This window comes from Paenibacillus sp. FSL K6-2441 (assembly GCF_037964765.1).
GTDB classification, from domain to species: Bacteria; Bacillota; Bacilli; order Paenibacillales; family Paenibacillaceae; genus Fontibacillus; species Fontibacillus phoenicis.
The window spans coordinates 1,533,015-1,552,488 of sequence record NZ_CP150174.1; the positions used below are offsets into that span (position 1 = coordinate 1,533,015).

Sequence of the window (19,474 nt, forward strand, 5' to 3'; positions counted from 1 at the left end):
TGAAAATCCTCAATAATAATAGCACCACTATGACAACAATCATAGCCCAAACATCAAGAAATTTACACAAATCTATACATCTATGGATCTTTTGTTTCACCCCGCCTGAATCAGGGTAAGATAATGACAACATTTTATTGAAGAAAGCAGGGGATAAGGATGGCCAAATCGGCAGCCAAACCAGCAAAGAATACGAAGAAATCCAGCCTGGAGCAACTGCTGAACGAACAAGTTGCCAACCTGAACGTGCTTTATGTGAAGCTGCACAACTATCATTGGTATGTGAAAGGGACAAATTTCTTTCGGCTGCACGCCAAATTTGAGGAGTTGTATAATGAAGTTACTGAACAAATGGATGCCATTGCCGAGCGAATGCTGGCGCTGAAGTGGAACCCGGCAGCATCGCTGGAAGAGTATCTGGACCTGGCCACCATTCAGGAGGCAACCGGGAAGGAGGAGCCGCAGGCGATGGTTCAGCATGTGCTTGAGGACCTGGCGACCTTAACGGAGGCGTACAACGAAGGGATTGGTCTCGCGGATCAGGTGGAGGATAACGTCACCAGCGATTTGTTAACCGGTTATCTTGGCAAATGGGAAAAACACATGTGGATGCTCCGGGCGTATTTGGATTGATAGCTCTTACCGGAGTCGAAGACAGCACGCATTCCAAGAGGGCTTGGCCGCAAACGCGGGCCGGGTCCTTTTGCATTCTGTGACAACGATATTGCATAACGGTGAACATCCGCCGCCATACGTTGCTTATGCCAATAAAGTAGGTTAGAATGAAGTGAGAATCAGTGAGAATCACTTAGAATTATTCTAATGTGATAATTGTTATGATATAATGGCAAGAACAAGGGCGGCGGCCCTAAGCAAATAACGTTAATTTTCGTGAATGGAAGGAGCAGTTACATGGCAACGCATTTTGTAGTTGAGGGTTTGAAAGCAACAATCGAGGAGAAGGAGATCCTGAAAGGGATTAACCTTGAGATAAAAGGCGGGGAAATCCACGCCATTATGGGACCAAACGGAACCGGGAAAAGTACGCTGGCTTCTGCGCTGATGGGCCATCCGAAGTATGAAGTTACGGATGGTAAAGTGACGCTGAACGGGGAAGACGTGTTGGAGATGGCCGTTGACGAACGCGCCCGCGCCGGTATGTTCCTGGCGATGCAATATCCTAGCGAAATCGCTGGCGTAACGAATGCAGACTTCCTGCGCAGTGCCATTAATGCCCGCCGCGGCGAAGGGAACGAAATCTCCCTGATCAAATTCATTCGTCAAATGGAAGAGCAAATGAAAGTGCTGGAGATGAATCCAGAGTTTGCGCACCGTTATTTGAACGAAGGCTTCTCCGGCGGGGAGAAGAAGCGGAACGAAATACTGCAAATGCTGCTGCTGGATCCGAAGATCGTCATTCTGGATGAAATCGACTCCGGTCTTGACATCGACGCTTTGCGGATCGTGGCGAATGGTGTAAACTCCATGCGCAGCGAAGACCGCGGCTTCTTGATTATTACCCACTACCAACGTCTGTTAAACTATATCAAACCGGACTACGTTCACGTGATGATGCAAGGCCGCATCGTGAAATCCGGCGGTCCTGAGCTTGCCGAGCGCCTGGAAGCGGAAGGTTACGATTGGGTCAAGGAAGAGCTGGGTATCGTGGACGAAACAGTTGGTCAAGAAGCCTAAACGGAAGGAGGAGTAGAGAATGACGACACAAACCGTACTTCCGGTAGAAGCGGAGCAATTGAAACAACTGTCCGCGAAGCGCGGCGAACCGGACTGGCTGACGGACAGCCGGACGAAGGCGCTGCAGCTGGCGGCGGAACTGGAACTGCCTCAATTGGAGAAGACGCGGATTGACCGCTGGGATTTGAGCAACTTTGGAACGCTTGCTGAAGCTCGGGTTGAAAATCCGCAGCAGTTGCCTGACAGCATCCAATCGTTGGTGGACTTGACTGAGCAGAGCAATTTGCTTGTTCAACGGAATGCAGATACCGTATTTACTAAGTTGGCACCGGAGCTGGCGAGCCAAGGGGTGATCTTCACCGATTTGGAGACCGCCGTGCGGGAGCATGGGGATCTGGTGAAGGCGCACCTGCACAGCGTGATCAAGCCGGACGAGAATCGGCTGGCAGCTTTGCATGCCGCGTTGTGGAATGGCGGGGTTTTCCTGTACGTTCCGAAGAACGTGGTGATTGATACGCCGCTGCAAACGATTTTCCTGTTGGATGATGCAGGTTCTGCGTTCACGCCTCACGTCCTGATCGTGGCGGACACGAACAGCCAAGTCACCTACGTGGATAACTATATTTCTGTGAATCTGAATGGAAGCATCGTGCATAACGGTGCAGCCGAAGTAATCGTGAAGCCGGGCGCCAAAGTCCAATTCGCTACGGTGCACCATTTGGCCGAGCAAGCGACGGATGTGACATATCGCCGCGCCGTTGTTGAGAATGACGGCAGCATCGAATGGATCATCGGCGAGATGAACAATGGCGATTCGGCAAGCGAAACGCTGTCGATCTTGAAAGGGAACGGCTCGAACTCTGATGCGAAGGTCATCGCCGTTGGTTCGGGGAAACAACGTTTGAACTATACGACGAAGGCCGTACATTACGGGAAGAGCTCGAACAGCCAAATGATTACCCGCGCGGTGATGCGGGAAGAAGCTACGGCGATTATTAACGGGATCACGAAAATCGAGAAAGGTGCCACGAAAGCGGACGGCCAGCAAACCGAGAAAGTGCTCATGCTGAGCCCGAAAGCCCGCGGTGACGCCAACCCGATTCTGCTGATTGACGAAGATGACGTTTCCGCAGGACACGCCGCTTCCGTTGGGCAGGTGAACCCGGAACAAATTTACTACTTGATGTCCCGCGGGATTACCCGTGCAGAGGCGGAACGCTTGGTGATCTACGGCTTCTTGGCGCCGGTGGTTTCGGATATCCCGCTGGAACCGTTGCAGAAGCAACTGCAAGGTCTGGTGGAAAGGAAGCTGGGACAATGAGTATCCATGCTGAAGAGCTCAAGAAGCAATTCCCGATTCTGCAGCAAGAGATAAACGGGCATCCGCTCGTTTATCTCGACAGCGCGGCTTCCTCGCAGAAGCCGGCCGTCGTGATCGAAGCATTAAAGCATTATTACGAATGGGATAATGCGAACGTGCATCGCGGCGTCCACACGCTGGGCAGCCGGGCGACCGATGCTTACGAGAACGCCCGCGAGAAGGTAGCCCGATTTATCGGGGCTGCGCGCCGGGAAGAGATTATTTTTACCCGGGGCACAACGACGTCGCTGAATTTGGTTGCATCCTCTTACGGAGCGGCGAATGTCGGTGAAGGCGACGAAATCGTCATTACTCCGATGGAGCATCATAGCAATTTGATTCCTTGGCAGCAATTGGCGTTGAAGAAGAAAGCTGTATTGAAATATATCCCGCTGCAGCCGGACGGTCATATCGATTTGGCGGATGCGGAGAAGACGATTACTCCCAAGACGAAGATCGTGGCGACCGCCTACGTATCCAACGTCCTGGGCGTTGTTAATCCCGTCAAGGAGCTCGCGGCGATTGCTCATCGCAACGGGGCGGTTATGGTTGTTGACGGCGCGCAGAGCACCCCGCACATGAAGGTTAACGTACAGGAGCTGGATGCTGATTTTTATGCTTTTTCCGGCCACAAAATGTGCGCACCAACTGGAATTGGGGTACTCTATGGAAAGAAGCATCTGCTGGAAGCCATGGAGCCGATCGAATACGGCGGAGAAATGATCGACGATGTCGGATTGTATGAATCAAGCTGGAAGGAGCTTCCGTGGAAATTTGAAGGCGGGACGCCAATTATCGCGGGTGCGGTTGGGTTGGCGGCAGCCATCGATTTCCTTGAAGGCATCGGGCTTGAGGAAATTCACCGGCACGAGGCCAAGCTTGCCACTTATGCGATGAACCGCCTGTCGGAGATCGAAGGACTCACCCTCTACGGACCGCGCGAGCGTGAAGTAGGGCTAATCACCTTCAATCTGCAGGACATTCACCCGCATGATGTTGCGACCGTGCTTGATGCTTCCGGGATCGCCATCCGGGCGGGTCACCACTGCTGCCAGCCGCTGATGCGTTGGCTTGAAGCAAGCGCAACGGCTAGAGCAAGCCTGTATTTATACAATACGGAACAGGATATCGACCGACTGGCGGAAGCTTTAATCCAAACAAAGGAGTATTTTGGGTGATGCAACTAGACGATTTATACCGCCGTGTCATAATGGATCATTATAAAAATCCGCGGAACCGCGGGAAGTTTGAGGAAGGCGCGCTGACGGTCGATTTGAACAATCCGACCTGCGGCGACCGCATTTCCTTGCAGTTGATTGTGGAAGGAGACGTCGTCAAGGACGCCCGCTTTACCGGGGAAGGCTGCTCCATCAGCATGTCGTCGGCTTCGATGATGACTGAGGCCGTCAAAGGACGGACGATCGAGGACGCGATGGAGCTAGCTGGACGGTTCTCCCGGCTGATGATGGGAGAAACGGTGGAGTTTGACGACTATGAAGATCTTGAGGCCTTATCCGGCGTTAGAAAATTTCCTGCCCGCATCAAATGCGCTACGTTAGCTTGGAATGCGCTGAAAAAAGGAATCCAAGCGGAAATCTAATCCCCTGAGGAGGTAGCCGAACATGGCCAAAAAAGCACCGGAATTAGAAGAGTATAAATACGGTTTCCGGGATGAACACAAGGCGATCTTTCAATCCGGTAAAGGCTTGACCCGTGAAATCGTAACGGAAATCTCCCGTATTAAAGGCGAGCCGGAGTGGATGCTTAATTTCCGCCTCAAATCGCTTGAGCAGTTCGAGAAAATGCCGTTGCCGCGTTGGGGCGGAGATTTGAGCGAGCTCGATTTTAACGATATTCAATACTACGTGAAACCATCTGAGAAACAAGGTAAGACGTGGGAAGAAGTCCCGGCAGAAATCAAAGAAACGTTTGATAAGCTGGGGATTCCAGAGGCCGAGCAGAAGTTCCTGGCCGGCGTCTCCGCGCAATACGAGTCGGAGGTCGTATACCATAGCATTCAGAAGGACCTGGAAGATCAAGGGGTTATCTTCATGGATACGGATTCCGCATTGCGTGAGTATCCGGAACTGTTCAAAGAGTACTTCGGTACGGTAGTTCCTGCTGCGGACAACAAGTTTGCGGCTCTGAACAGCGCCGTATGGTCCGGGGGCAGCTTCATTTACGTGCCAAAAGGCGTGAAATGCGAAGTGCCGCTGCAGGCTTATTTCCGGATCAACTCGGAGAACATGGGACAATTTGAACGTACGCTGATCATCGCCGACGAAGGCAGCTTCGTGCATTACACCGAAGGCTGCACGGCGCCGATTTACAGCACGAACTCGCTGCATAGCGCGGTCGTGGAAATCATCGTGAAGAAGGACGCTCGCGTTCGCTACACGACGATCCAGAACTGGGCACCAAACATCTATAACCTGGTTACGAAACGTGCGGTAGCCGAAGAGAACGCAACGATGGAATGGGTTGACGGCAATATCGGCTCGAAGTTGACGATGAAGTACCCAGCCGTTATCTTGAAAGGCCGCGGCGCGAAAGGCAGCGTGCTGTCCATCGCCGTTGCCGGCAAAGGTCAGCTTCAGGATGCCGGTGCGAAAATGATCCACCTGGCGCCGGATACAACGTCGACGATCGTGTCGAAGTCGATTTCCAAACATGGCGGTAAGGTCACTTACCGCGGTCTCGCTTCCTTCGGCCGACAAGCGGAAGGCGCGAAATCGAACATCAAATGCGATACGCTGATTCTCGATAACGAGTCGACGTCGGATACGATCCCATACAACGAGATCATGAACGACAACATCACGCTGGAGCATGAGGCGACCGTATCGAAGGTGTCGGAGGAGCAGCTCTTCTATCTGATGAGCCGCGGTCTGACCGAAGAAGAAGCAACGCAAATGATCGTTATGGGCTTTATCGAGCCGTTCACGAAAGAGCTGCCGATGGAATATGCGGTAGAGATGAACCGCTTGATCAAATTTGAGATGGAAGGCTCGATCGGTTAAAAGTTTAGGCCAAACGAAAGGAGAAGCCCCTGAGCGGGACTTCTCCTTTTTTTTGCGTGGTTGGGCTCTACTGGCGGATCGTTACGCTGGTTCCGATCGGCACGATCCGGGCTAGCTCGATGACGTCCGGGTTATACATTCGGATACACCCGTGTGAAACCTCTTTGCCGATGGAGGAAGGATCATCAGTGCCGTGGATCCCGTAATGGGGCTTGGACAAGCCCATCCAATAGGCGCCAAACGGCCCGCCGGGATTGGGGGCTTTGTTGACGATGGTATACGACCCTACAGGGGTTTGCGTGAGCATGGTTCCGATCCCAACCGGAAACCCACGTACGACGTTGTTGTTATCCAGCAGGTACAGCATGCGATCCGATATATCCACGATGATGCGGTAATTGGGCATGTAGGCGCGCCTCCCGTTGTTTTTTGCTAGTGTATGACGGGTAGGCATAAGTTGGTTGGGCGAATGCGTAAGAGCCGATCGCCAAGGCTTAAGGCAAAATAAAACCCGGGTCCTGTGCAGGCCCGGGAGAATTCCGTATTAGAGATATACTTCTGCGATTGAGGTTTCGCGTTCTTTGGACAGGTCGACAAATCGGGAATCCGTCTTGACCAGCGGACGGAAGAAGTCCGTTTGATTCGTCATGACGATAGAACCGATCTCGCCGGTGCTCAGCATCACTTTCTTGCCGATGAAGTTCGGCAACAGATGACGGATCAATGCTTGCGTTGGCTCCGGGCTCAACTGGCCGAAGCTAAGGCTGTTTAACTCGCGCAGCACGGACAGCAGCTCCTGCTTCGAGCGGTAGACCCGGTTGGAGGTCATCGCCGCATACACGTCTGCAACCGCGGCGATCTTGGCGAACGGATGGATATCCTTGCTTGTTAAGCCATGCGGATAACCGCTGCCGTCCTCCCGTTCGTGATGCTGCAGCGCCACCAAGGCCGAAAGCTCGTCTCCGGTAGAATTGAGAATAATGTCATGACCGTATTCGGAATGACGCTTCACTTCTTCGAATTCCTCCGGCGTCAGCTTGCCGGGCTTGGATAAAATGCTCTGTGGGACCTTGCTCTTGCCGATATCGATCAAGTAGCCGGCTTTCCCAGCCTTGTAGGCTTCTTCCTTAGGATACCCTAACCAGGAGGCGATATAATAACTGAGCATGCCGACTTGCATGGAATGATGGTAAGTATAATTGTCACCGTCACCAATCATCAGCAATAAAGAGACGACGTCCTTCTGGTTATCCAGTTCTGAGATCATCGGCTCTAACAGCTTGTCCACTTTCGCTTCGTCGATCGTCCCGTTCGTTAGCGCTTTCAGGAACAGTTCCTCGAAACCGTCAACGGCTTCATCCATATATGGCTTGGCCCGGAAGGCAGGATCCGAAGGGAATTCGGCGTCTAAGGTTTGCGGTTCGATATCTACGTAGTCGATCCCATGCTGCATTAGCTTAACGATGGAATCGCTGCTCAATTCACAGCCTTTCTGCAAAACAAAAACGCCGAAATGATTAAATACGTCATGTTGGAGACGGTCGCCTGGACTGAGCTCCATAATATGTACTTTCAAAGACGATGACACCTCGTAATCTTCCTGTTTTTCTTAATCATATCAGGAAACAAATGGGTTGACAACGAAATTGTTAGGTTTGTCAATCACCCGAAAGGAGGTGTTCTCCCGGTACACGAGGGTCCCACGGACCAAGTCCATGGCCCTTCCACTCCGAACCGTCTTCCCAGATTTCCTTTTTCCAGATCGGGACAATCTGCTTAAGACGTTCAATCGCGTAGCGGCTGGCCTCGTAGCATCCGGCCCGGTGAGGTGCCGATACGGCGATGACGACACTGATTTCCGCGATATCCACGCGACCGATCCGGTGGCTAATCGCACAGCGGGTTCCTGGCCAGCGCTCCGTGATCTCGGCGCCGATTTGGCGCAGCTTGGCTAAGGCCATCGGCACATAGGCTTCGTATTCGAGATGGACGGTCCGTTGACCTTGCGTCCATTCCCGGGTAGTCCCGGTAAACGTTAGAACGGCGCCATGGTCGGGGGTGATAACCTTAGCCGTGATCTCCTCCACGGACAGCGGTTCTTCCGTGATGATGTACAGTTGATCGTCCGCCGGATCCGAAGCATCGTTCGAACTCCATTCTCCGCCGGATACCGGCGGGATCAGTGCGATCTCGTCCTCCGCATGGATGGGCGTATCGCCTGCAGCGTACTCCTGATTTACCGCAACGAAGGAGGCGGAAATCAGCGCAGCTGCTGAGGGATAAGCCTCAGCTAACGCTTCCTTTAACGAGGCTGCTGTAATTGGACGTTCTGGATAAGGGTATGCAAAGCTTAAGGTTGACGTACCGATCCGGTCCGCCAACCCGGCAAAAAGAGCAATTTGAATATTCATAGGAGTCTCCTCGGAATAGTTTGTAAGTAATATACATTATAACAAGACAACGATCAATTTTAAGGTATATAATACACATTGAACTCTAAAATTTAGAATAAGCCGAATAGATTGAGAGGGCAAGGAGGTAGTGCTTATGCCGGAGACGAACCAGGAAACGTTAACGATACTCTACACCAACGATATTCACAGCCATTTTGAAACGATGGGGCGCATCGCGGCGATGATTGATGAGTTGCGTGCCGAGGCGCCGGCTTCTACGCTCCTTCTCGATATCGGCGACCATATGGACCGGGCGGCGATCGAAACCGAAGGCACCTTAGGACAGGCCAATGTGGACGTGCTGAACCTAACGGGATACGATGCGGTAACGATCGGCAATAATGAAGGGCTGACCTTTACGCCGGAAATGTTGGGCCAGGCCTACGCCGGCCTGCACAGCTCCGTCGTTTGCGGAAATATCGTAGAGATGCGGACGGGACGGCCCCCAGCGTGGATGCAGAGCCGTCTGGTCGTGCACAAGCAGGGGTTTAAGATTGGGCTGGTGGCTGCGACGGCTGCGTTTGCTGAGTTCTATGAGCTGCTGGGCTTGGAATCCCTGAATCCGCTGGAAACGATCGCCAGGGATGTAAGTCAGCTGCGCGATGAGGTGGATCTGGTCATTGTGATGTCCCATTTAGGCCTGCCGATGGATCAGCAGCTGGCCGAGACGGTACCGGGCATCGACCTGATCATCGGCGGGCATACCCATCATTTGCTGGAGGAGCCGCTGCGCATCGGATCAACGATGGTTACGGCTGCAGGGAAGTTCGGCAACTACTTAGGGAAGGTTGTTGTTCTCCGGGAGGCCGTAACCGGACGGTTATCGATGGACGGGGTTTGCCTGCCTGTCCGGGAAGGGCCGAAGCTGGAGCAGGTGGAGACGGCCATCGCCTTGCAGAGAGAAGCAGCAAAGCTCCGGTTGAATCGCACGGTTGCGGTGACGGATCGCGAGCTGCCGGTGTCCTACGAGGCAGAATCTCCGTTTGGCAATCTGCTGGCTCAAGCGGTGCGCCGTCATACCAACAGCGAATTTTCTCTGGTGAACAGCGGTCAGTTGCTCGCTAGCCTGCCGGCTGGAGAGATCAGCGAAGGAATGCTGCATGAACGTTGCCCTTCGCCGATTAACCCTTGTACGATGCGGCTGTCTGGGGAAGATATTTTGGCAAGTCTGGAGGAATCGCTGCTTGAGGAGAAGAGGGGTAAATTCATTATGGGATTTGGCTTTCGGGGAAAGGTGCTTGGCGGCATTTGCGTTGACGGATTGGAGATTGAATACAACCCTGACGCTCCCCCTTTCGAGCGGATCATCCGGGCAAGCGTTGCGGGCAAGCCGTTGCGGAGCGACCAGACGTATCTCGTAGGCACGCTGGATATGTTCACCTTTGGCGTCGGTTATGAACGATTAAAGCGGGGGACGGAGAAGCGTTATATGCTCCCTGAATTTTTGCGCGATCTGCTCCGCTTTGAACTGCAGACGGCCGGCGCAGTGGATACCTGTTTTCAATCCCGGTGGAAAAAAGTAGAATAACTATAGCACGAAGTCACACTCGATCAGGAGGAACGAATGAGTCTTATTGTCTCGATTATTTTAGCCATTGTGGAAGGTTTAACCGAGTTTATTCCGGTCTCGTCGACGGGACACATGATATTAACTGCCAAGCTGATGGGATACGATGATCAGTCGCCGGAGATGAAGACCTTTGAAATCGTCATTCAGCTTGGGGCGATCCTTGCCATGGCCTGGGTTTACCGGGAACGGATCTTAAATCTGCTTGGCTTAAGCAAAAAAATAACGGTCGTTGACCTGAACGCCCCGAAGGGCCGTCTTAATTTAATCCATATTCTGCTGGGGATTGTGCCGGCGCTGGCTGTCGGATTTTTCTTCCGCGATTTTATCAAAGGCCTGTTCAGCTCGCAGACGGTATTGTGGGCGCTTGTCGTTGGCGGCCTATTCATGATCTTCGCCGAATGGTTTAATAAGAACAAAGCGGAGGTTACTGCGCAAGAAATGGATCAGCTGACCTATAAACAAGCGCTTCTGATCGGGTTGTATCAGTGTATCTCCGTGCTCTGGCCCGGCTTCTCCCGGTCCGGCTCGACGATCGCCGGCGGGATGCTGAGCGGTGCCAGCTACAAAGCGGCTGCCGACTTCTCGTTCCTTATCGCCATCCCGATCATGTGTGCGGTGTCCGCTTACGAAATGCTGGATTCGTACCGCTATTTGACGTCCGAAACGATCGGGTATTTCTTGATCGGTTTTGTGGTTGCTTTTGTTGTGGCCTATGTGGTCGTACTGGCGTTCTTAAAGCTCATCCAAAAGGTGCAGCTTCGCCATTTTGCTTATTATCGGTTTGTTTTGGCCGCCTTGTTCTGGATCTTTATTATGCGTTAATACAACACTTCAAGGGCGGGCAGTATTTCAAGCTGGAATGAAATCCAGGAAAAAGATTTATAATGAGGACGGGAGAAACGTCATCTTACGACAGTAGATATGTCCGCTTTCGCACTCCATCCGGATTGCGGGAGCGGACGGAATAGAAATGGTGGTAGTGGATAATGAGAAAACAGACGATAACGATAAATGAAGGCATTCGGCCGATCAGCCCGAGTTATGATCCATGGGACCCGATTTTGTCCCTGCGGGAGTTTGGTCGTCATGCCTTAACCAGCGTCGAGCTGACGGTAACGAATTTATGCAATATGCGTTGCGAGCACTGCGCGGTTGGCGACAGTCTCGTGCTGAAGGAACCCGAGCAGCTTCCGCTGCCGCTGATTCTGAAGGCGCTGGATGAAGTTGAACATTTGCAGACGATTAGTATCACGGGCGGCGAGCCGACATTTCGGCGCCAAACCGTGGAGGAGAAAATTATCCCGCTGCTGAAATACGCCAAGGAGCGCGGGATTCGTTCGCAAATCAATTCCAATCTGACATTAGACTATGAACGTTACGAGAAGCTGCTTCCTTATTTGGATGTGATGCACATCTCGTTTAACTATACAAGCGAACGCGATTTCCATGAGATCGGATTCGCTCGCAGCGGACACCCGGTCAAGCCGGAGGTCGCTTATAAAATGTACGAGACGATGATTGAGAACACACGCAAACTCAGCGAAGCGGGCATGTTCGTGTCTGCCGAGTCGATGATTAACTATCGGACGCACCGCAAACTGCCGGAGATTCATCGCATGATCGTAGAAATGGGCTGCAAAAGACATGAGGTCCATCCGATGTATGCGGCCGATTTTGCCGAAGGGTTGCCTGTGCTGGCGTTAAGCGATATGCGAGCGGCGATCCACTCGCTGCTGGACGCTCGGGATCCGGACGTATGGATGCTGTTCGGAACGCTGCCTTTCTTTGCTTGTAACGGGAATGAAGAAGACTTGCAGCTGCTGCGCAGGCTGCGGAAAGAGCCTAACGTGACCGTTCGCAATGATCCGGATGGACGTAACCGCGTAAATGTGAATATGTTCACCGGGGATGTCTTTGTAACGGATTTTGCTGCCATCCCGGCCTTTGGCAATGTGCGGGAAGGGAAGCTGGACGAGATCTTCAGCCGCTGGCTGACGGAGCATCCATTAAACCAGAAGGTCAACTGCCACTGCGATGCGGCTGGTTGCTGCGGCCCGAATCTCTTGGTTGCGGACATGTATTATCAAGATACGGATTTTAAATCGCGTAAAGCGGCTGCTCTATAAGTAGAACTAAACTAGAAAAGAGGCGTATGACATGCCGGTAGCCCTCGATGCTCATACCAATTTTGAAATCGGCAAGCTGATATGGAACTTACTGATCGTCCTAATTCTCGTCTTCTTAAACGGATTCTTTGTGGCTGCCGAATTTTCGCTCGTGAAGGTTCGCCAATCCCGGCTGACTCAACTGGCCCGGGAGGGCAACCGCCGGGCGAATTACGCACTGAAGGTCAATAAGCGGCTCGACACCTACTTGTCGGCGACACAGCTTGGCATCACGCTGGCATCGCTGGGGCTCGGGTGGGTCGGAGAACCTGCGGTGTCCGAGCTTTTAATTGAACCGCTGATGCATAAGATGGGCGCAACCGATCCCACTCTGATCTCCACGGTCTCGGTGGCGGTCGGTTTTGCGATCATTACGTTTTTACATATTGTGATGGGGGAGCTGGCTCCAAAATCGCTGGCGATCCAAAAGTCGGAAGCGGCGTCCTTATGGCTGTCTTGGCCGTTGTTGATGTTTTATCGCTTATTCCTTCCCGTGATCTGGCTCTTGAATACAGCGGCAAACGGCGCGCTCCGGCTGATTGGAATTGAACCGGCCAGTGAGAGCGAGGCGGCGCATTCCGAGGAAGAAATTCGCATTCTCATGGATCAAAGCGCCAAAAGCGGCGTCATCGATAAAGATGAAATGAAGCTGGTGGACAATATTTTCGACTTCTCCGACATGCTGGCCCGTGAGGTCATGCTGCCGCGGACGGATATGGATTGCTTGTACACGAATTTGAGCTGGGAAGATAATATGAAAATCGTAGCCAACACGAAGCACTCCCGCTATCCGGTTGCCGTCGAGGATAAGGATCAGATCATCGGGTTCGTACATATTACCGACCTGCTGCTGCCCGATTCGGAGAAGCCGCTTCGTTTGGAGGAGATGGTTCGCCCGATCCTGAACGTGCCGGAGTCGATGGAAATCAGCCAGGTGCTTCGCTTGATGCAGAAGAAGCATTCTCAAGTAACGCTTGTCGTCGATGAATACGGCGGAACGGCCGGACTGCTGACCGCGGAAGAAATTCTCGAGGAGATCGTTGGCGATCTCCATGACGAGTTCGAGGATGAACGTCCGGATATCGAGAAAATAACGGATGATGTCTATTCGGTGGACGGCCGCTTGTTGATCGAAGAAGTCAATGAACTGGTCGGCAGCGACATTGAAGACGAGGAAGTGGACTCCATCGGTGGCTGGTTGTTTAAGGAGTTGGAAGGCACCCCGGCCAAAGGCAAAAGAAAACAGGTTGACCGCTTCTTATTCGAGGTTGAGGAAGCCAGCCGATTGCGCATCACGCGCGTGAAGGTCATCCGCCTCGTTGTCGAGGAGCCGGAAGAGGAAATCGAAGAGGAATAAAGCCGGACAAGCTTCATCCGGCTGCATAACGCTGTCCCTGGGATTTAGGGGCGGCGTTTATTTTTTTGTAAAAATACGTCTCTTCTGGTTCATTATTTGGGCGATTGTCATATGTTATAGGTAGGATGCAGGGAAAATTTGGTGGCTTGCCTGCATGACCAATGCTTGAAGTAAGGAGGAAGTTTCTTTGAACCATCCTCAAGAACGTGTGTGGACCCCGTATATTGGCCCATTCGATCCGTGTCCGCCGATCACGCAAAAAACCTACAGCACCCCTCCGCAGCTGTTTATCCACTTTCAACCTCCGAATTTGCCGCAGTTTAGCCCGATGGACGCCCTGAGACACGGTACGTTATGGCCGGCTTTGTACAGCCCTTATGAATCCAAATGGGGAAAAGGACGGTGATCCCATGTCGACAAATCCCAACAACCAACCGTTCGATCAGGAGTTTTACGAGAAGCTTGAGAAGCTGCAGGCGCTGGACTTCACGCTGGTAGAGCTGAATTTGTATCTGGATACGCATCCGGATGATCTTGCCGCGATCCAGCAATTTAATCAGCTGACCCAGGAGCGGACGCAGCACGCAAATCATTTTCAACAGTTGTATGGCCCGCTGCAAAACTTCGGGCGCGCGTATTCGAAATTCCCGTGGGAATGGTCGAAAAGCCCTTGGCCTTGGCAGGTGTAGCAACCTGCCTTCCATCTGTGACGGGAAGCTAAAGGAGGTTAAACAGGCGATATGTGGGTGTATGAGAAAAAGCTGCAATACCCGGTACGCGTCAGCAAATGCGATCCGCGGATGGCCAAACTGCTGATCGAGCAATACGGCGGTGCTGATGGGGAGCTGGCAGCAGCGCTGCGTTATCTGAATCAGAGATATACGATTCCCGACAAGGTGATCGGGCTCCTGAACGACATTGGGACAGAAGAATTCGCCCATCTTGAAATGATCGCCACGATGGTCTACAAGCTGACCAAAGACGCGACGCCGGAGATGCTGAAGGCGGCCGGGATGGATCCGTATTATGTGAACCACGACAAGGCGCTCTTTTACGAGAACGCGGGCGGGGTACCTTTTACGGCGACGTACATCCAGGCGAAAGGCGATCCGATCGCCGACCTGTACGAGGACATCGCAGCCGAGGAGAAGGCGCGGGCTACATATCAGTGGCTCATCGACATGACCGACGACGTGGATATCCAGGACAGCCTGAAGTTCCTGCGCGAACGCGAAATCGTGCACAGCTTGCGGTTCCGTGAAGCGGTAGAAATTCTGAAAGAGGATCGGGAGCATAAGAAATTCTTCTAATTTTGAAATGAACTTATTTTATCGTTGAAGGGGATCTGATCATGGCCAAAAATAAACGTGGAAAATCGCTTTGGAACTTACCTTCGCGCGGTCGTGGAACGTGTCCAGTGTGCGGAAGCACGCGAATCAAGCTGCTGTATGTCAAAAACACAAGTGCAGGGCAACAGCTGAAAGTCTGCAAGAATTGCTCGAACGCCTCGCAGGCAAGAATTGATGCAGCAGGCCAGCAGGCGGGTTGAGTTAAGGAGTCAGTAGGGTACGAGGTAACAGGAGAGAAACGGCGAATTTCCGCTTCTCTCCTGTTTTTACGTTATCGCATTCTTTCAGGGTCTATGATTCTTCTTCTAGCTAATGTCTGTTACTCCTTGCATCGTTTGAAGATATCCATAAAGAAGTAATACAGAATTCAGTGTAAATAGAACCCCGAGTATTAAAAATAAGTTTCGAAGTTTATGTCTATTTCTCATCAAATACATATTGCTGGTTTTTTGGCCCACAGCAGGGCTATAGATATTTTAAGCATTCCAAGCATAATAAGTCCACTCTAGGTTTTTAACTTTTTTGACCTTGAATCAATTTCCACATTTGATTTGGAAGCGAGTGTGAGAAATAAGGCCTTTTTTTACCGCTAAACAGCAACGCAACGGACTCCATACCTCGATAAGCTGGGGGAAACCCGCTGAATTTTATTTTTGATCTGAAAACCAATAATATAGAATAGAGATCTTTTTTATTCGACGAATTATACAAAGTGAGGTGATGATGAGAATGAATTTGCTGGAGAGATGGACGCGCGGAGCGAAATTTGTTTTGATTCTGCTGGCCATCGTGTATGTGTTCTCCTTAGTGAGGCCGTTTTTTCGCCCAATGGAGGCCGTCATCGGGGCCCTTTTGATTCCGCTCCTGCTGTCCGGTTTCTTTTACTATTTGCTCCGCCCTGTGGTCCAGTACATGGAAAAGCATAAGATTCGTCGGTCCTTGGCGATCCTTATCCTCTATGTCGTTATGGCGATCTTGGCCATGGCCTTTATCGCGGTGGTCTGGCCGATGTTGCAAGCCCAACTGATCAATTTAGTGCAAAACATCCCCCAATTTATAAGCTTGCTTGAAGAGCGACTAAAGGAATGGGGAGAATTGCCTTTCCTTGCGTCCATTTTTCCTTCCGATTCCGGATTAGCCGACAATTTCTCGGAATATTTAAGCCAGGGAATCTCCTTCTTGACGAATTACTTGAGCGGTTTCTTCTCTTTCTTGTCCCAGTTCGCGATCGTGATGTTTACGTTCCCGATCCTGCTCTACTACATGCTCAAGGAAGGGCATCGCTTCAAACGCAGCCTGGTCAAGCTCTCGCCCATCCGTTATCGGAAAGAAGTGTATCGCGCTGCCATTGAAATGGACAAGGCGCTGAACGATTATATTATCGGCCGGGTGATCGTAAACGCAGCGTTGGGCGTACTGATGTTTATCGGCTTCCTGATCATCGGACTGCCGTATGCGCTGTTGTTGACGACGATTGCGGTTATTATGAATTTCATCCCTTTGTTTGGGGCGATTATCTCCGCCATTCCCATTGTCATTATCGGGCTCATCGAGTCTCCGTCTACCGGCATTTGGGCGTTGGTCATCATTTTGTTGGCGCAGCAGATTCAGGATAATGTGATCTCACCCTACGTGTTCGGAAAAAAGCTGGACATCCATCCGGTGACGACCATTTTGCTCGTTTTGGGAAGCGGCAATTGGTTTGGCATCATTGGGATGCTGATCGTCATCCCGGTGTATATGCTGTTAAAAATTGCCTGGAAGCGGATTTACAAGCTGTTCCTCCGGTCGCAATGGGAAACATTGTGAGGATTATGCTATAATTGGATTGTTCAGAAAGGAACAAGCAATCGAATACTAGGTAGCGAAAGGGTGCCGATAATGAAACGCAATACCATCTTGGCGGCGGCCGGGTTCATTGTGGTTGCCGCGTTGGGAAGTTATTTTCTTATCACGGGACAAGCCGATAAGCAAACGGAATCAAAAGCTCTAGACGCTCAGAGCATCAAGCAGATGGTTCATGACTACAGCGTGGGTAAACTTACCGCTAAGTCTGCTTCGATTACGTCCAGCCATTTGATCGTGGACGGGGATACGGCGGACTCGAAGACGTATGAACTGCCGAAGGACGAATTTTTCGTCTCGATCGCGCCTTACGAGAATCAGACACATCCTTGCGAGATTCATAGCTTGACCGGATGCCGCGGCGAGATGACGGAGCAAGAGTTTCAAGTCAACGTCACCGATGCGAATGGGAATACCGTGTTGGACCAAAAGATGACGTCCCAGGCGAACGGATTTATCGACTTGTGGCTGCCTCGCAATCAAACCTACCGGATTCAAGTCAGTCATGACGGTAAAACCGCCGAGTCGGAAATCTCCACATTTGATGGAGATCAAACCTGCATTACTTCGTTGCAGCTCAGCTAGTGCTAAACGTATAAAAATGACGGACCCTCATCAGAAGGGTCCTTTTTTTTGGATCGATAATTAGAACAAGAGGATTGCGCCGCCCAGCATCGGGGTGAGCACCATGCACGTTTTTAGCCAAGCCGCAGGCACGCGCTTCGTGAGCTTGGCTCCAATATACGCGCCGGTCATCGTGCCGATGACAACGGTGGCGAGCAATTGTACATCCAGGTACCCGATGGTAATGTAACCGGCCCCTCCGGCGAGGGCAATTGGCATAATGACCAGCATGGTTGTTCCGGCGGCGTATCGCATGGACATTCCAAGGAGCAGCATCAGCCCCAGTTGGATAAAGGGGGTCGACCCGATTCCGAACAGCCCCGATAAAGCGCCGGTAATGAAGCCAACGAGCGGTGCATTCACCCCAAAGCGCCAGCCTTTGCCGGATGAGGCGTCCATGATCTCGGGCGTCTTCGGCCGCCGGGAGACATAGGCCATTCGAAACCACAGGGCGAATCCGGAAGCGAACAGCATCCCGGAGGTCAAATATCCCAGCTGCTCTTCGGGGATCAGGGATGACCAGCCCGAGCTGATCCACGCTCCCGCTGCAACGGTTAAGCCGACGCCCCCCCGGGCCGCAGCTTCATATTCCCTTCCCGGTAATGGCTGATCGAACCGGAGAAAGGTTATCGCGGCGTTCGAGGAGAATTTTGCTACTGGTCCTTTTACGTTAGCTTACCGAATTTTGTTGGTGTTGTTCCTGGTTTTTCAACCTTGGCTTGGAGTTGACCATTTTGGGAACGAGATCGATCTCGCTTCTTTTTCATGCTCATTTTATCTTGCAGTACCCAGCTGATCGTGATGTACTTCCTAGACGAAGTGTGATGAAAATTATACAATACGGGAAGTTAACAACAAGCTGCGTGAACTTTCAAATGAGGTGAAATGATGCAACGAACACAGAAATGGAGCAAACGGGCCGTGATCTTAGGCTTGACGGCAATGCTGATGACCCTCCTCTCCGGCTGCGGGGGGAATGCAGGGAACAAGGAGAAACCAACGGCCGCGGAGCCGGCCTCGAAACAATATTATATTTTTGATACGGTGGTTAACATCAAATTGTATGATGACCCGAAGGCTGAGGAACATTTGGATCATATCGATACGATGCTAAAAACCTTGGATCAGGAGTTAAGCCGGACCTTGGAGACGAGCCAGCTCTACAAAGTAAATCAGGAAGCCGGCAAACAGGCGGTTGAAGTGTCGGAGGATACGATGAAGGTGCTGAAACGCTCGCTTGATTACGCCAAAGAGACGAACGGGCTGTTTGATCCGACGGTCGGCGGGCTGGTGGATCTTTGGGATATCGGCCATGAAGGAGCCCATGTTCCGGCTCCGGAGGATTTGCAGCGGGAACTTAGCCTGGTGGGATATCAAGACGTAGTGGTCGACGAAGCCAAGCGCACCGTCTTTCTGAAACGGCCTGGGATGGTGCTGGATCTCGGCGGCATCGGCAAAGGGTATGCGGCGGACGAGGTTGCGGCCTATTTGCGGGCGGAAGGCGTCAAGAGCGCGCTTGTCGACCTCGGCGGCAGCAGCATCATCGTGATTGGAAACAAGCCTAATGGAGACAGCTGGAACGTCGGTCTACAAGATCCGGATAGCTCGCGGGGCACGACCATGGGAACGATCCGTTTAAGCGACCAAGTCATTGATACTTCCGGAATCTATGAACGTTACTTTATCGAGGACGATGTGATGTATCACCATATCCTGGATCCGAGAACCGGCGTGCCGGCGCAAAATAATCTAAAGAGCGTCACGATTCTGGCGGATAACGCAACGGACGCGGACGCGCTGTCGACCTTCGTTTATGTGATGGGCCTGGAGGAAGGGCTGCAATACATCGAGGACTTGAATGACGGGACGGAAGCGATGTTTATAACAAAAGACAACAAAGTTTACGTCACGTCCGGTATCAAAAATTCGTTTAAGGTGACAGATCCGCAGTACACGCTGGTTGAATAATAGAAGGCTAAGGACGTTCAAGCGATTGGACGTCTTTCTTGTCTTATTTGCTTATCAGACGCTGTCTG

At 51.9% G+C, this 19,474-nt stretch carries 21 protein-coding genes; 17 read left to right on the forward strand and 4 right to left on the reverse strand.

Annotated features, from left to right (window positions below; all coding sequences use genetic code 11):
• The first annotated feature begins 159 nt into the window (after positions 1-159).
• From NSQ80_RS06670 to sufB, 6 genes are all read left to right on the forward strand, one after another.
• Entirely contained in the window at positions 160-633 is a 474-nt protein-coding gene (locus NSQ80_RS06670) for a DNA starvation/stationary phase protection protein (RefSeq protein ID WP_339301865.1), read from the forward strand.
• 279 nt (positions 634-912) lie between these two features.
• Positions 913-1,695, forward strand: a complete 783-nt coding sequence (sufC, locus tag NSQ80_RS06675; RefSeq protein WP_036646691.1) for a Fe-S cluster assembly ATPase SufC — start codon at positions 913-915, stop codon at positions 1,693-1,695.
• 19 nt (positions 1,696-1,714) lie between these two features.
• The gene (gene sufD / locus NSQ80_RS06680) at positions 1,715-3,016 is read left to right on the forward strand and encodes a Fe-S cluster assembly protein SufD (protein WP_009227086.1); all 1,302 of its coding nucleotides are present in this window, start codon (positions 1,715-1,717) and stop codon (positions 3,014-3,016) included.
• Positions 3,017-3,018: 2 nt separating this feature from the next.
• Positions 3,019-4,233, forward strand: coding sequence for a cysteine desulfurase (locus NSQ80_RS06685; protein WP_339302163.1), 1,215 nt, complete (start codon positions 3,019-3,021; stop codon positions 4,231-4,233).
• Positions 4,233-4,655: a Fe-S cluster assembly sulfur transfer protein SufU gene (sufU, locus tag NSQ80_RS06690; RefSeq protein ID WP_036646693.1), complete on the forward strand. Its 423-nt coding sequence runs from the start codon at positions 4,233-4,235 to the stop codon at positions 4,653-4,655. Before NSQ80_RS06685 ends, sufU begins: the two co-directional genes overlap by 1 nt.
• 22 nt (positions 4,656-4,677) lie before the next feature.
• Positions 4,678-6,075: a Fe-S cluster assembly protein SufB gene (gene sufB / locus NSQ80_RS06695; protein ID WP_009227089.1), complete on the forward strand. Its 1,398-nt coding sequence runs from the start codon at positions 4,678-4,680 to the stop codon at positions 6,073-6,075.
• 67 nt (positions 6,076-6,142) lie between these two features.
• Here sufB and NSQ80_RS06700 read toward each other — a convergent pair whose 3' ends face one another.
• The 3 genes from NSQ80_RS06700 to NSQ80_RS06710 all read right to left on the reverse strand — a co-directional run bounded on the left by NSQ80_RS06700 (position 6,143) and on the right by NSQ80_RS06710 (position 8,486).
• Positions 6,143-6,481, reverse strand: a complete 339-nt coding sequence (locus tag NSQ80_RS06700) for a L,D-transpeptidase (RefSeq protein ID WP_009227090.1) — start codon at positions 6,479-6,481, stop codon at positions 6,143-6,145.
• A 138-nt stretch (positions 6,482-6,619) separates the two neighbouring features.
• A complete protein-coding gene (locus NSQ80_RS06705; protein ID WP_028538233.1) occupies positions 6,620-7,651 on the reverse strand; it encodes an HD-GYP domain-containing protein in 1,032 nt (343 codons plus the stop codon).
• Between the two features lie 82 nt (positions 7,652-7,733).
• Positions 7,734-8,486, reverse strand: a complete 753-nt coding sequence (locus tag NSQ80_RS06710) for a molybdenum cofactor biosynthesis protein MoaE (RefSeq protein ID WP_009227092.1) — start codon at positions 8,484-8,486, stop codon at positions 7,734-7,736.
• Positions 8,487-8,622: 136 nt separating this feature from the next.
• Here NSQ80_RS06710 and NSQ80_RS06715 point away from each other — a divergent pair, with 136 nt between their 5' ends.
• The 10 genes from NSQ80_RS06715 (at position 8,623) to NSQ80_RS06760 (ending at position 17,399) form a co-directional block, all read left to right on the forward strand.
• Positions 8,623-10,056, forward strand: coding sequence for a bifunctional UDP-sugar hydrolase/5'-nucleotidase (locus NSQ80_RS06715; protein WP_009227093.1), 1,434 nt, complete (start codon positions 8,623-8,625; stop codon positions 10,054-10,056).
• 36 nt (positions 10,057-10,092) lie between these two features.
• Positions 10,093-10,920, forward strand: a complete 828-nt coding sequence (locus NSQ80_RS06720) for an undecaprenyl-diphosphate phosphatase (RefSeq protein ID WP_009227094.1) — start codon at positions 10,093-10,095, stop codon at positions 10,918-10,920.
• A gap of 164 nt (positions 10,921-11,084) precedes the next feature.
• Complete coding sequence (gene yfkAB / locus NSQ80_RS06725) at positions 11,085-12,224, forward strand: radical SAM/CxCxxxxC motif protein YfkAB (protein WP_009227095.1); 1,140 nt, start codon at positions 11,085-11,087, stop codon at positions 12,222-12,224.
• A 31-nt stretch (positions 12,225-12,255) separates the two neighbouring features.
• Positions 12,256-13,620: a hemolysin family protein gene (locus NSQ80_RS06730; RefSeq protein ID WP_009227096.1), complete on the forward strand. Its 1,365-nt coding sequence runs from the start codon at positions 12,256-12,258 to the stop codon at positions 13,618-13,620.
• A gap of 187 nt (positions 13,621-13,807) precedes the next feature.
• Positions 13,808-14,026, forward strand: coding sequence for a spore coat associated protein CotJA (locus NSQ80_RS06735; protein ID WP_009227055.1), 219 nt, complete (start codon positions 13,808-13,810; stop codon positions 14,024-14,026).
• A 4-nt stretch (positions 14,027-14,030) separates the two neighbouring features.
• Positions 14,031-14,309, forward strand: coding sequence for a spore coat protein CotJB (locus NSQ80_RS06740; protein ID WP_339301870.1), 279 nt, complete (start codon positions 14,031-14,033; stop codon positions 14,307-14,309).
• Positions 14,310-14,360: 51 nt separating this feature from the next.
• Positions 14,361-14,930, forward strand: a complete 570-nt coding sequence (locus tag NSQ80_RS06745) for a manganese catalase family protein (protein ID WP_009227053.1) — start codon at positions 14,361-14,363, stop codon at positions 14,928-14,930.
• A 41-nt stretch (positions 14,931-14,971) separates the two neighbouring features.
• Positions 14,972-15,169, forward strand: coding sequence for a hypothetical protein (locus NSQ80_RS06750; protein WP_339301873.1), 198 nt, complete (start codon positions 14,972-14,974; stop codon positions 15,167-15,169).
• A gap of 520 nt (positions 15,170-15,689) precedes the next feature.
• Positions 15,690-16,778 carry an AI-2E family transporter gene (locus NSQ80_RS06755; RefSeq protein ID WP_323076153.1) on the forward strand — a complete coding sequence of 363 codons (1,089 nt, stop codon included), beginning with the start codon at positions 15,690-15,692 and terminating at the stop codon, positions 16,776-16,778.
• A gap of 72 nt (positions 16,779-16,850) precedes the next feature.
• Complete coding sequence (locus NSQ80_RS06760; RefSeq protein ID WP_009227051.1) at positions 16,851-17,399, forward strand: CueP family metal-binding protein; 549 nt, start codon at positions 16,851-16,853, stop codon at positions 17,397-17,399.
• 60 nt (positions 17,400-17,459) lie between these two features.
• On the opposite strand, the gene NSQ80_RS06765 is transcribed toward NSQ80_RS06760, so the two are convergent.
• Complete coding sequence (locus NSQ80_RS06765; RefSeq protein WP_311202291.1) at positions 17,460-18,068, reverse strand: sulfite exporter TauE/SafE family protein; 609 nt, start codon at positions 18,066-18,068, stop codon at positions 17,460-17,462.
• A gap of 258 nt (positions 18,069-18,326) precedes the next feature.
• On the opposite strand from NSQ80_RS06765, the gene NSQ80_RS06770 reads away from it, so the two are divergent.
• Positions 18,327-19,406: an FAD:protein FMN transferase gene (locus NSQ80_RS06770; protein WP_339301875.1), complete on the forward strand. Its 1,080-nt coding sequence runs from the start codon at positions 18,327-18,329 to the stop codon at positions 19,404-19,406.
• The last annotated feature ends 68 nt before the right edge of the window (positions 19,407-19,474 follow it).